This is a genomic window from Paraburkholderia madseniana (genome assembly GCF_009690905.1).
GTDB classification, from domain to species: domain Bacteria; phylum Pseudomonadota; class Gammaproteobacteria; order Burkholderiales; family Burkholderiaceae; genus Paraburkholderia; species Paraburkholderia madseniana.
The window spans coordinates 1-12,862 of the sequence record NZ_VOSW01000167.1 but is presented as its reverse complement, the minus strand read 5'-3'; the positions used below and the strand labels follow the sequence as shown (position 1 = coordinate 12,862).

The following is a 12,862-nucleotide window of genomic DNA, read 5'->3' as shown; positions in this document are numbered from 1 at the left end:
CACGTCCGCCTGTCGACGCAATCCAGTACGAAAAGCTTGCGCTGTCCGCCTTCGATTTATGCGACCGGCACCTGGCTCAACTGGATACCTTGATCACACTTGCGTCCTCGATATGTAGGAATCCTTCCATCACGCTTGAGGAAAGACGGCGTCGTCAGACGCTTCTTGAATTGCTGGTGGACACGGCGGAGCAATAGCAGCAGGAACTCGAATGCGACCGCGAGTTGTACAAGGTGATTGCGCTCGATGCGAAGGGCGTTCCGCAAAGCCGAATCACGGCACGCCACGCAGCGAACTTGCTTGCAGAAGAGGTGGCGCAGAGAGCAGGCGAACCGACAGCCACCGCAAACGTGCCACAACGCCAAACCCAGGCAGAGAAAGCCGCCGCAACGTTAAGAACCGACGCGGCTCAGCAACCGGTCGTCGCGCAACACTAAGCGATCAAGAAGGCCATCGGGTGGCAAGGCGGTACAGCCGGAGAATCGTTCGGAAACCGCCAGCACTGAGACGGCCATCGTCCGTCTCAGTGCTGTCACATAACCCAGACCATCGGCAACCCATGCCACACACGGCGCAACCTCACCCGCATACCACCGCACCTACCTAGAATATGTCATATTAATCCGCCAATAGAGCGCTTAAAGTAGGCGAAAGCACCTCCGTCCCGGTTGCCGGTCCGAGTCGACCCGACTACTATGCGTGTTAGCTTTGGCATCAACGTTTCGAGACCTCATGTCGCAGAACGTGAACAGAAAGGGCGGCGTAAGGCGTCGATCATCCTGGCACACAAAGGAGTCTTGAATGTCGATTGAAAAAGTCTTATATCGTGCTCATGCGCACGTTACCGGCGGTCGTGACGGCCGCGCGACGATTCCCGACAGCAACCTCGATCTCAAGCTGACCACGCCGAAGGAGCTCGGCGGCGGAGGCGGCGACGGAACGAACCCCGAGCAACTCTTCGCGGCGGGATATAGCGCATGCTTCATCGGGGCAATGAAGTTCGTTAGCGCGCGCGACAAGATCGCGCTGCCAAAAGACGTCGCCATCGATGGCAATGTCGGCATCGGACAGATCCCCAATGGCTTCGGCATCGAAGTCGAACTGAAAATCTCGCTGCCTGGCATGGATCGCGCAGAGGCGGAAGCGCTGATCGCCAAGGCGCACATTGTCTGTCCTTATTCGAACGCCACACGCAACAACATCGACGTCAAGCTGACGCTGGTCTAAGCCGCGCGTCATCACGCGCATTTTCGAGTGCAAGCAGCGGATGCCGTGTCGCGCAAAGCGGCGCGTATCTCTGAGGTTCATGAAATGGACAATGCCGCCGAAGACGCTGCTCGCACCCGAATCCAGCCGCAACGGGCAATTGCCGAGTTTGCCAGGGTTCTCTGGCATCTGCGCGCCATTCTGGCGATGCTGCTGATACTTTTCCTCATTTTGTCGGTCGCCATGTATTTCGTTGGGGGGGCCGTCGATGTAGCCACACGCACGCACGCATCGCTAGGCCACACTTTCTATTTCTGCGCGGTCACGGCGCTGACTATCGGCTACGGCGACGTGGTGCCGACCACCACACCTGGTCTGATCGTCGCGGTTTTGCTTGGACTGCTCGGCGTGTTGATAACGGGTGTGATAACTGCTTCCGCTGTTTATGCCATCCAGGTGGCTGCGCATCTGACCGGGCGACGCGAAGCGCAGTAGCCGGCAACAACGAATATGTCATTCCAGATGGTCGCTACGTCTCCTAATATGTGTAGTTAGCGTTCTGATATGCTTTTTTCCGTGCGCCGACATGTGAATTCGATGTCGGTACCACTGGCAGGCGGTATCCACTCAAGAGGGTAGAGATCCATGACCAGTCAATCGAATTCGCGGGGCGTGATCGGCGTCATCACCTTGCTCTTTACGGTGCTGACCGCGCTCTATCTGTTGATCGGTGGCGTATGGCTGCTGGCGGTCGGCGGCTCAGCGTACTACGTCATCACAGGCATCGTGCTGTTGGGCGTGGCCTGGCTGCTTTGGCGACGCAGTCCAGCCGCGCTCGTGCTTTATGCACTCGTGCTGATCGGCACGGCGATCTGGGCACTCTACGAGTCGGGTCCGGACTTCTGGGCACTCGCGCCGCGCTCCGGTGTACTCGTTATCTTCGGCGTATGGTTGCTGCTGCTTGTGAGCTGGCGGCTGGAGGGCGAGCGCAAGCTGGGTGTCGCGTCGCTCGTCATCGCACTCGTGGCATGGGCGGGCATACTCGTGTACGCCAACTTCAACGATCCGCAACAGGTCAACGGCACACTGAACGCTTCCGCGCCCGCGAGCGTCGCCAGCACCGGGATCGACGCCTCCGACTGGCCCGCCTATGGTCGCACCCAGGAAGGCACGCGCTACTCGCCATTGCAGCAGATCACGCCTGACAATGCGAAGAATCTCCAGGTGGCCTGGACCTTCCGCACGGGTGACGTGAAGGGGCCCAACGATCCTGTCGAGATTACCAACGAAGTCACGCCGATCAAGATCGGCGACCTGCTTTACCTATGCTCGCCGCATCAGATCCTGTTCGCGCTCGACGCGAAGACGGGCACGCTCAAGTGGAAGTTCGATCCGCGACTGAAGAACGATCCGTCGTTCCAGCACGTGACTTGCCGCGGTGTGTCGTATGTCGATCTGTCGGCCAGTGCCACGGCGGCCGCACCCGCTGCGGCGCCGGCGAGCGATGCAGCCGCACCCGCGGCAGCGTCGGCCAGCGATGCCGCCGCAGCTACAGACGCCTCGGGCGCTGCTGCAACGGCTGCCACACCTGCCTCGGGCGCCGCAGTCGCAGACGCCTCAGGCCCCGCTACGGCCGCCTGTACGCGCCGCATCTATCTGCCGGTCAACGACGGCCACCTCTACGCCCTCGACGCGCTGACGGGCCAACGTTGCGCGGGCTTCGGCAACGACGGCGACCTCGACCTTCAACACGCCCAGCCTGTCACAACGCCGGGCATGTACGAGCCCACCTCGCCGTCGATCATCACCAGCAAGGTGATCGTCGTGGCGGGCGCAGTGGAGGACAACTTCTCGAATCGCGAGCCGTCGGGTGTCATTCGCGGCTTCGACGTGCGCACGGGCGAATTGCTCTGGGCGTTCGATCCGGGCGCGAAGGACCCGAATCACATTCCGGGCCCGGGCGAGCATTACACGTGGAATTCGCCCAACTCGTGGGCACCCGCCGCCTACGACGCGAAGCTCGACATTGTCTATCTGCCGATGGGCGTGAAGACGCCGGATATCTGGGGTGGCGACCGCACGCCGGAGCTGGAGCAATACGCTACCGGGCTGCTCGCACTCAACGCCTCGACCGGCAAGCTCGCCTGGTTCTACCAGAGCGTGCACCATGATCTGTGGGACATGGACCAGCCGTCGCAGCCCACGATCGCCGACATCACCGGCAAGGATGGTAAGACCGTGCCGGTCGTGTACGCGCCGGCCAAGACCGGCAACCTGTTCGTGCTCGACCGCCGCACCGGTGCGCTAGTCGTGCCGGCGCCCGAAACGCCCGTGCCGCAGGGCGCGGCGCCCGGCGACCACGTTGCGCCGACACAACCGTTCTCACAGCTCACGTATCGTCCGTCGAAGAACCTGACCGACGCCGACATGTGGGGCGCGACGATGTTCGACCAGCTTATATGCCGTGTCATGTTCCACCAGCTGCGTTACGAGGGCACGTTCACGCCGCCGTCGCTACAGGGCACGCTCGTGTTCCCGGGCAACCTGGGCGTGTTTGAGTGGGGTGGTCTCGCCGTCGACACCGACCGCCAGATTGCCGTCGCGAACCCGATCGGCTTGCCGTTCGTCTCGCGCCTGATTCCGCGTGGCCCGGGCAACCCGCTGGAACCGGAGCCGGGTGCCAAGGGCAGCGGCACGGAGTCAGGCATCCAGCCGCAGTACGGCGTACCGTACGGCGTGACGATCAATCCGTTCCTCTCGCCGCTGGGTCTGCCGTGCAAGCAACCGGCATGGGGCTACATCTCTGCGATCGATCTCAAGACCAATGAGATTGTGTGGAAGAAGCGCATCGGCACCGTGCGCGACAGTTCGCCGATTCCTCTGCCGTTCAAGATGGGCATGCCGATGCTGGGCGGTCCGAGCGTCACTGCGGGCGGTGTCGCGTTCATCGGCGCGACGGCGGACAACTACATCCGCGCGTTCAACGTGAACAACGGCGAGCAGGTCTGGGAGGCTCGCCTGCCCGCAGGCGGTCAGGCCACGCCGATGAGCTATTCGATCAACGGCCGTCAGTACGTCGTGATCGCGGCGGGCGGGCATGGCTCGTTCGGCACAAAGCTCGGCGACTATGTGATTGCCTACGCGTTGCCGCCGCAGTAAGCGGCACGCGCTGCGCATGCGGTTTTTCTTGTCCCTTACGCGGCGCATTGAATGCGCCGCTTTCTATATTGCCGAATGAACCATTCACGCTTTGCGCCGCGAGCCTGCGTCGTGCTGGCCTCGATCGCGGTGCACGCCACGCTTGCGCATGCGCAAAGTGCCGTCACGCTCTACGGCGCACTCGATACGAGCATTGAAGTCACCAATCCGGGCGCGGGCTACGTTGCTCGTATGGATTCCGGCGCTTATCGGGGATCGCGCGTCGGCCTGCGCGGCGCCGAGGACATCGGCAATGGCGTCAAGATCCTGTTCACTCTGGAGAACGGTTTCAGTTCCGCCGACGGCACCTTTGCCGTCGCGAACACGGTCTTTAATCGCCAGGCCTGGATCGGATTGGATACGCTTTACGGCACCGTGCGTGTCGGCCGTCAGTACTCGCCTATCTATATTCCGTTCAAGGGCGGGCTCGATGCTTTCGACGCAGGCACGATCGCTTCCGGTCTCGACAACCTCTCCAAGATCACGCCCTACGAGAGCAATGCGATCACCTATCTCTCGCCGGAATTCCACGGTTTCTCCACGACCATCATGGCAGCGCTGCGCGACGGCGACGCCAGCAATGATGGCAACGGACTCGCCGGCCACATCGAAACCTTCGCATGGCGCGAGGGACCGTTCCGCATCTCGTACGCGCATCAACAGACGCACGGTAACGGCGCGCTGCGCGCCAACCTGGGCGGCGTCTCGTACGTTTTTGGCGCCGTCACGGGTTTTCTATCGTTCTTCAACGGCGATGGCGGTACGCCGCGATATCACAACGACGGTGTATCCGTCTCCGCGCGCTATGTCGTGAATGCGCAATTTCGTGCCTCACTCGGCTACACCTATCTGCGTGACCGCTCGGGTGGCGACAACAACGCCGATCAGTTCAGCGCGGCATGCGAGTACGACCTCTCTAAGCGCGCTTTGCTTTATGCGAGCGCCGGCTGGTTGCGCAATCGCGGGCAGGGTGAGTTCACGTTGCGCGGGGTTAATGTGACGGGCCTCACGCCGTCGTGGCCAGGGGCCTCCGTGCGAGGCGTGCAGTTCGGCATGATCGAGCGTTTCTAACGATGCGCTGTAGGAGCTTGTCCGTTCATCCCTGCGTGGATCGGGCGAGCATACGCCCGCTGCCTCACCGGACTACAATCAGTTACGTGACCCTAATCATTCATTGGCTGCGCGCCGGCTTCGACGGGCGCATTGATAAACCGGTCAACCAGGTTCGCAGCAGAGTAGCGGTTTAAGCAGACCTGATCGCAGTCAGCCACACGTGGCGTCCCGGCAAAGGAGGGGCGATGCATTGGCAACCGAGCTCCGGCGTGAACGTCAGACGCATCGCAATTATGGTTGCGATCGTCGTGGGCGTCCTGATCGTCGCGGGGCGCCTCACTGGCGTCGTGATCGACTGGCTGTGGTTTGCTTCAGTCGGTTACGTCGACGTTTTCTGGACGACGGTCTCCGCCAAGGCGCTCCTCTTTGCCGCTGCGTTCGTAGCGTCGGCGAGCGTAATAGCTGCATCGGGGTTTCTTGCGCATCGTTACGCGCGGCGTCCCGGTAGCTGGCAAGTAGAAACGGCCCGTCTGTCAGGTACGCCGGAGTTCATCAGTGAACTGGCAGACCAGCTCGCACCGCGCATTCCCTGGCGCGCCAGCATTGCCGGCAGCGCTATTGTCCTGGCGCTGTTCATCGCTGGCGGCGAACTCTCCAACTGGGATCTGGTGCTGCGCTTCCTGCATCAGGTGCCCTATGGCGACCGCGATCCTGTTTTTGGACAGGACATCAGCTTCTATCTGTTCTCGCTGCCCACCTATCTTGCGTTCAAGAACTGGCTGCTGCAGTTGATCTTCTGCAGTGCGCTCGTTGCGGCCGCGGTTTATGGGGTTCGCGGCGACGTCACGTTCGAGCGGGCGCCGCGCGTACTCTCAGCCGCTGCCACCGCTCATGGTTCAGCGCTGCTCGGTGCGTTCTTTCTCCTGAAGGCCTGGTCTTACACACTCGACCGCTTCTTGCTGCTCTACGGCGATAACGGCGTCGTGGTCGGCGCCGGCTATACCGACATCCACGTCGAGCTTCCGGTCTTGTGGGTGCTCGTCGGCTTTGCTGCTGTTGCAGCCGTCGCGTCGTGGGTCAATATGCGCCGGCAGGACTATCGAATCCCTGTCGCCTCGGTGTTGCTGGTGTTCGGCACCTCGTTCGTGTTCGCCTTGATCTACCCGGCGCTGTTCCAGCGCCTCTATGTCAAGCCGAGCGAACTGCAACTGGAGATGCCCTATATCAAACACAATATCGCGCTAACGCGAATGGCCTACGGCCTGACACAGATCGCGGTAAAACCGTTTCCGGCCGAGCAGGAACTGAATCTCGCCTCGCTCGAGGCCAATCGCGCGACCATCGACAACATTCGGCTGTGGGATGTGCAGCCGCTGATGGATACCTATGCGCAGTTGCAGGAGATCAGGACGTACTACAAATTTTTCTCCGTCGACATCGATCGCTACCGGCTCGACGCCGGATATCGGCAGGTGATGCTGTCGGCCCGCGAACTGGAGCCTTCGATGCTCCCCGCGAACGCTCAAACCTGGGTGAACCTGCACCTCCTGTTCACACATGGCAATGGCGTCGTGATGTCGCCCGTCACCGAAAAATCGACGGAAGGGTTGCCGTCCTTCTATCTGCAGGATATTCCGCCCGTTGCGCACGGCGGGCCGGCCATTCGCGAGCCGCGTCTGTATTTCGGTGAAGGGGGTGAAGGTTACGTCATCGTAAAAGGCAGCGTCCCCGAGTTCGACTACCCCAAGGGCAAGGACAACGTCTACACCGCTTACAGCGGGAGCGATGGTATTGGCATCGGCAGCAGCGCGCGCCGCAGTCTCTTCGCCTGGCAGTTCAACGATCCGAACATCCTGCTAAGCGACTACATCACGAACGGTAGCCGCATTCTGCTGCACCGTAACATTCAGGATCGGGTGCGCACGATCGCCCCGTTCCTCAGGCTCGATCATGATCCCTACCTCGTCACAAGTAACGGGCGTCTTTTCTGGATGCAGGACGCGTACACGACGAGCAGTTGGTTTCCCTACGCACAGCCGGGCTTCGACGATGGCGCCAACTACATCCGCAACGCAGTCAAGGTGGTGATCGACGCATATAACGGTACGGTCGATTTCTATGTCAGCGATCCTAACGATCCGATCATACGGACTTATCAGCGCATTTTCCTGGGTCTGTTCAAGTCTCTCGCGGCGATGCCGCAAGATCTACAGAAACATATCCGCTACCCGGAAGAACTGTTCCTGATCCAGTCGCAACTTTATCGGGCCTACCACATGGATGCGCCAGAGGTCTTCTACAATCGCGAGGATCTCTGGCAGTTCCCACGGGAATTGATCGGCATTGATGGCGCGAATAGTCCCGGCACGCCGATGACGCCTTACTACATGATCATGCGGCTGCCCGAGGAACCGCGCGAGGAGTTCGTCCTGATGCTGCCGATGGTGCCCAGCCAGCGCGACAATATGATCGCGTGGCTCGCCGCGCGTTGCGATCCGCCTAGCTACGGCAAGCTTGTCGTCTACTCGTTTCCGAAGGATAAGCTCGTCTATGGGCCGTTCCAGATCGAGGCGCGCATCCAGCAGAACACCGAGATTTCGCAACAGATTTCGCTGTGGAACCAGATGGGCTCGCGTGTCATTCGCGGCCATCTTCTCGTCGTGCCGATTGAGAATTCGATCCTTTACATCTCACCGCTCTACTTGCGTGCAGAGTCGGGGCAGTTACCTGAGTTGAAGCGGGTGATCGCTGCGTATGGGGATCGGGTGGTGATGAGGGAAACGTTGGGCGAAGCGTTGGCGGCGCTTTTCAAGGAAAGTGGTCCGCTTGGAGCGCAGCCTCAGGGCACGGCGGATGCGCGTGCTCGGGAGGCGCTTGCACACTATGACCGTGCGATCGAGCGATTGAAGGCGGGGGACTGGAGTGGGTTCGGGGTGGAACTGGATGCGCTGCGGCCGCTGCTTGAGGCGCTGGGTGGAGGGCGGTCGGAGGGGAAGAAGTGACTCGTGTGTGATCAAAAGAGGTGGGCGCCTGGTGCTACGGATCGGGCCCGCGCGATCTTTTTTGGGGCCGGTGTATTTCGCTCCCTTCTGGTGTATTTGAACATGCACTGAGTTGCATGACGCGGCCAAAGTTCCAGCGGCAATGTTGCGGTATGGTTAACGGTCTATTGACAAATGGTGGCTCTTATCGCGTGAGGTTTGCCTCTACCATTGCACCGGTGCTGCATGCGCCAGTCATAAAGGAGTCTCATGAACCTCGCTTCGATCCGCAAAGACGCCTTTGCGATGCCCGTTCACAATCCAGCCTACCCCCGGCCGCCGTACCGCTTCATCAATCGGGAATACTTCATCATCTCGTATGAGACCGATTTCGATGCGTTGCGCGCCATCGTGCCGGAGCCGTTGCATCCGGAAAACGACCTCGTGCATTACGAATTCATTCGCATGCCGGATTCGTCGGGCTTCGGTGATTACACCGAAAGCGGTCAGGTCATCTCGGTGCGAGACCAGCAAGGGCGTCTCGGCAACTACACACATTCGATGTACCTCGATGACGAAGGTCCGATCGCCGGCGGCCGGGAGATCTGGGGCTTTCCGAAGAAGCTGGCCAGGCCGACCTTGAGCGTCGATGGCAACGACACGCTGCTCGGCACACTCGACTACGGCACACAACGTATCGCAACCGGCACGATGGGCTTCAAGCATGTGCCGCTCGACATCGAGGTTGAACGCAAGAAGCTTGCGGATACACCGAATTACCTGCTGAAGGTGATCCCGCACGTTGACGGTTCGGCGCGCGTGTGCGAGCTCGTGCGTTTCTATCTGCGCGACGTGAGCGTGCTGGGCGCGTGGTCGGGTCCCGCCGCGCTCGAACTGCATCCGCACGCATTGGCGCCCGTCGCCGATCTGCCGGTGAAGCGGGTGGTCGGCGCGCGGCATGTGATCGCCAATCTCACACTGGATATCGGCGAGGTTGCGCTCGATTATCTCGCCACAACCGAGAGCGTGAAGCTCGCAGTCAATCAATAACGGTCTGTGAACCGATAAGGAAGGAACACAACATGTCGTTGAACAACAAAGTCGCGCTTGTGACGGGTGCAGCAAGCGGTATTGGTGAGCAGTGCGCACGCAAACTCGCTAGCCTCGGCGCCGCAGTGGTGATTGCCGACCTGAATCTCGAGAACGCGCAGAAGGTGGCCAGCAGCATCGTCGCGGCGGGCGGTAAGGCGCTGGCGGTCGCAATGGATGTGACGAATGAAGAAGCGGTCAATAGCGGCATCGAACGCGCGGTGCAGGAGCTCGGCAGCATCGATGTGCTCGTGTCGAACGCGGGTATCCAGATCGTCGCTCCAATCGAGGAGTACGCGTTTTCCGACTGGAAGAAAATGCTGGCCATCCATCTGGACGGCGCCTTCCTCACCACCAAGGCGGCCATCAAGCACATGTACGCGGGCGGCAAGGGCGGCTCGATCGTCTACATGGGTTCGGTGCATTCACACGAGGCGTCGAAGCTGAAGTCCGCCTATGTGACAGCCAAGCATGGCTTGCTGGGACTGGCCCGGGTGGTTGCGAAGGAAGGTGGGCCGCGTGGCGTGCGGGCGAATGTCGTGTGTCCGGGCTTTGTGCGCACCCCGCTCGTCGACAAGCAGATTCCCGAGCAGGCCAAGGCGCTCGGTATCTCCGAAGCCGAAGTGGTGAAGAACGTGATGCTCAAGGAAACCGTCGACGGTGAATTCACCACGGTTGAGGACGTCGCCAATACGGTTGCGTTCCTTGCAGGCTTCGAATCGTCTGCGCTCACCGGGCAGTCGGTGATCGTTAGCCACGGCTGGTCAATGCAATAAGGGGTCGCGCATGCGCAGCAGCACAAGAAAAATCAACGGGCAGCCGGATGTGTTTGTGCTGCCGCGCTACGACGAGATCGCCTTGGTGCTTCAGGGCGGCGGCGCGCTCGGGTCTTACCAGGCCGGCGTCTACGAAGGCCTGGCCGAGGCCGGTGTGCAACCGAACTGGATCGCCGGCGTCTCGATCGGCGCTCTTAACACGGCCATCATCGCCGGCAATGCGCCGGAAAACCGCGTTGAAGCGTTACGAGGTTTCTGGGATTCGATCTGCCATCCGCTCGACTGGGTCGGTGGTCTGGGTGCATGGATGCTGCCTGGCTTCGGCGCGCACGACCTGTCGCGCAAGTGGGCAAGTTTGTGGGCAGCCAGCCGCGCGTTGACAGAGGGTCAGCCGGGTTTTTTCTCGCCGCGTAGCCCGTTGCCCATGGCAGGTTTCGGCAAGCAAAGCGCCAACGCGGTCAGCTACTACGACACGGCCGCTCTGAGGGAAACGCTGTTGAAGTTCGCCGATTTCGACCGTATCAACGATGGCGACATCCGCGTTTCGGTGGGTGCGGTGAACGTGCAGACCGGCAACCTGGTGTACTTCGACAACACGAAAATGCGTCTGGAGCCGGAGCATTTCATGGCGTCAGGGGCGTTGCCGCCAGGTTTTCCGGCGGTGGAGATCGACGGCGAGTACTACTGGGACGGCGGCCTGGTTTCCAACACACCGCTGACCGAGGTGCTTCGCGATTCGGACCACAAAGATACGCTGGTTTTTCAGGTCGATCTGTGGAGCGCGAGAGGTAATGCGCCCGGAGATTTTCTCGACGTGTCCGAGCGCGCCAAAGACATTCAGTACTCCAGCCGTACGCGGGCGATAACCAGCATGCTGGCAGATCGTCAGAAGCATGCCCGTTTCATCAAGGAACTGCTCGCGCATGTTCCATCCGATCTGCGCAAGGCCGATCCACTATTCCGTCTCGCTGAAGAAGCGGCCGACGGCAGCGCAATCAATGTGGTGCATCTTATCTATAAGAACAAGCCATATGAGGGGCATTACAAGGACTACGAGTTCAGCGTCGACACGATGCACGAGCATTGGGAAAGCGGTCTCGACGACATTCGCGATTCGTTTGCCCATCGGGAGTGGTTCGATGTGCCGAGCCGCGAACAGGGCTTCGTGACGCATGACGTGCATCGCCGGCCCGGCTCCGTGCCGCAGTCCGATCGTGACATGCCCGAACTGCCCCTGGGAGCGGAACGAAAAGTCGCTGCATGAACCGGCGCTGGGCCCCATTGATCCTAGGCCGTAGGCGGTCGCCGGAATTGTTGAAACACCGTCGGCTCCCATTCCTGACTCGCCAATAACAAGCCGGTCCCGCGTCGCTGGTTCAAAGGAGCGGCCGCAGATTCCTTATGCAAGGCGGCGAACCTGCTACGCAGCCGCCTTAGCTCAAGCTGGAGCTGCGAGAACGCAGCTTCTGTCAGCATGCCGTGAGTGAACTCCAGCGTTTCATTCGGTTGGTCGAAGCGCCCGGCCAAAAAATCGCTTAGACCTTCCCGTCGGAAGAATTGGCGAATCGGCCCGTTTGGCAACCAGTCAAAATCTCGCGCGATGCGGAGTCGAATCCGGTCCCCTGGGAGCAGCGCGATTACGCCCATACGATCGAGTACCAACAGTCGCTTTAAGCATTCCGCCTTGCTCATCTGGTAGGCCGCCACGATGTCCGTGACTGACCAATGGTTAAACGCACAGACAGCCACAAGCAATAACTTGCTGTTCGATACGAGTTGTGTCTCCTGATGCTCCGTCAGCGTGGATAGCTGAGGAACCGAAGACGACGCTTCCTGTAAGAGTTCGGTCAGCGTGAATCCGAAGAACTGGCTGATCTGTACCAGTCGCTCCACGGTGAATCTTTCGCTCGAAAACAGGCGTTTCACGCTTGGTTCTGAAAGTGCCAGCGCACGCGCTACGTCCCGGTATGTCAACCCTTGGGCCTTGAGTTCTCGCTTGATGGCCGCCATTCGGTGTCCGAACTGAGCTGTCGAGTGTTCCGTGTGGGTTGGTGTACGTCTTCGCATACCTGCAGCGATCGGCGATCGGACTAGGGCCGCGTCGGACCGGGTTCGGCCAAGAACCGCCGGTGGTTGATCACGGAATGCACACCTCAGATTGTCCAGAATCCTTCATAAAGGAGACATTCGCAGAGATTAGCGTGGCAACGTTCGGTCGAAGCGGCCGCTTATGCCTTTCCAGTTGCGACCACTCGAAAATGTCCGCTTCGATGCAATTCGAATAGGTGCTTTCAACCATCGCTGCCTTGGAAAGCAGACCTTAAAGCAAGCTTTATGGCGACGGTTCTATTCTTCGTATGGGGGCGAGTCGCTTTCCGTTTTATTCTCACGCCAATACGTTTGGTTCGCCGCGCATTGATAAGGAAAACGAGGACTATGTGTGACGTTCAATCGCTGGACGCTCGTGGAAAATACCGCCTCACCACGATCGGGACGTGAGACTCTCGCTTCAAGGCTGAACCTCATACGGTGGACATGTGGACAGGCGCTGATCGTCTA

At 60.3% G+C, this 12,862-nt stretch carries 9 protein-coding genes and 1 pseudogene; 9 read left to right on the top strand and 1 reads right to left on the bottom strand.

Annotated elements, in window-relative coordinates; translation table 11 throughout:
* From FSO04_RS47295 to FSO04_RS43075, 9 genes and pseudogenes are all read left to right on the top strand, one after another.
* Positions 1-437 (top strand): annotated as a pseudogene (locus FSO04_RS47295) (hypothetical protein); the annotation flags it as partial.
* A gap of 364 nt (positions 438-801) precedes the next feature.
* A complete protein-coding gene (locus tag FSO04_RS43110; RefSeq protein ID WP_154567450.1) occupies positions 802-1,227 on the top strand; it encodes an organic hydroperoxide resistance protein in 426 nt (141 codons plus the stop codon).
* An 84-nt stretch (positions 1,228-1,311) separates the two neighbouring features.
* Positions 1,312-1,701 (top strand): potassium channel family protein, encoded by a 390-nt coding sequence (locus FSO04_RS43105; protein WP_154567449.1) that lies wholly within the window; start codon positions 1,312-1,314, stop codon positions 1,699-1,701.
* Positions 1,702-1,851: 150 nt separating this feature from the next.
* Positions 1,852-4,365, top strand: coding sequence for a glucose/quinate/shikimate family membrane-bound PQQ-dependent dehydrogenase (locus FSO04_RS43100; protein ID WP_154567448.1), 2,514 nt, complete (start codon positions 1,852-1,854; stop codon positions 4,363-4,365).
* A gap of 75 nt (positions 4,366-4,440) precedes the next feature.
* Positions 4,441-5,475 carry a porin gene (locus FSO04_RS43095; protein WP_154567447.1) on the top strand — a complete coding sequence of 345 codons (1,035 nt, stop codon included), beginning with the start codon at positions 4,441-4,443 and terminating at the stop codon, positions 5,473-5,475.
* A gap of 227 nt (positions 5,476-5,702) precedes the next feature.
* Entirely contained in the window at positions 5,703-8,459 is a 2,757-nt protein-coding gene (locus FSO04_RS43090) for a UPF0182 family membrane protein (RefSeq protein ID WP_154567446.1), read from the top strand.
* 249 nt (positions 8,460-8,708) lie between these two features.
* Positions 8,709-9,488, top strand: coding sequence for an acetoacetate decarboxylase (locus FSO04_RS43085; protein WP_154567445.1), 780 nt, complete (start codon positions 8,709-8,711; stop codon positions 9,486-9,488).
* A gap of 32 nt (positions 9,489-9,520) precedes the next feature.
* Positions 9,521-10,303: a 3-hydroxybutyrate dehydrogenase gene (locus FSO04_RS43080; RefSeq protein ID WP_154567444.1), complete on the top strand. Its 783-nt coding sequence runs from the start codon at positions 9,521-9,523 to the stop codon at positions 10,301-10,303.
* Positions 10,304-10,313: 10 nt separating this feature from the next.
* Positions 10,314-11,567, top strand: coding sequence for a DUF3734 domain-containing protein (locus FSO04_RS43075; RefSeq protein WP_154567443.1), 1,254 nt, complete (start codon positions 10,314-10,316; stop codon positions 11,565-11,567).
* 23 nt (positions 11,568-11,590) lie between these two features.
* Here the strand turns inward: FSO04_RS43075 and FSO04_RS43070 are convergent, their stop codons facing one another.
* Positions 11,591-12,313: a helix-turn-helix domain-containing protein gene (locus FSO04_RS43070; protein ID WP_154567442.1), complete on the bottom strand. Its 723-nt coding sequence runs from the start codon at positions 12,311-12,313 to the stop codon at positions 11,591-11,593.
* Positions 12,314-12,862: the final 549 nt, after the last annotated feature.

What these genes read in the sequence shown, in the direction of transcription:
- FSO04_RS43085 (WP_154567445.1), top strand. Translation starts at nt 8,709, where the DNA reads ATGAACCTCGCTTCGATCCGCAAAGACGCCTTTGCGATGCCCGTTCAC.
- FSO04_RS43080 (WP_154567444.1), top strand. Translation starts at nt 9,521, where the DNA reads ATGTCGTTGAACAACAAAGTCGCGCTTGTGACGGGTGCAGCAAGCGGT.
- FSO04_RS43105 (WP_154567449.1), top strand. Translation starts at nt 1,312, where the DNA reads ATGGACAATGCCGCCGAAGACGCTGCTCGCACCCGAATCCAGCCGCAA.
- FSO04_RS43090 (WP_154567446.1), top strand. Translation starts at nt 5,703, where the DNA reads ATGCATTGGCAACCGAGCTCCGGCGTGAACGTCAGACGCATCGCAATT.
- FSO04_RS43110 (WP_154567450.1), top strand. Translation starts at nt 802, where the DNA reads ATGTCGATTGAAAAAGTCTTATATCGTGCTCATGCGCACGTTACCGGC.
- FSO04_RS43100 (WP_154567448.1), top strand. Translation starts at nt 1,852, where the DNA reads ATGACCAGTCAATCGAATTCGCGGGGCGTGATCGGCGTCATCACCTTG.
- FSO04_RS43095 (WP_154567447.1), top strand. Translation starts at nt 4,441, where the DNA reads ATGAACCATTCACGCTTTGCGCCGCGAGCCTGCGTCGTGCTGGCCTCG.
- FSO04_RS43070 (WP_154567442.1), bottom strand. Translation starts at nt 12,313, where the DNA reads ATGGCGGCCATCAAGCGAGAACTCAAGGCCCAAGGGTTGACATACCGG.
- FSO04_RS43075 (WP_154567443.1), top strand. Translation starts at nt 10,314, where the DNA reads ATGCGCAGCAGCACAAGAAAAATCAACGGGCAGCCGGATGTGTTTGTG.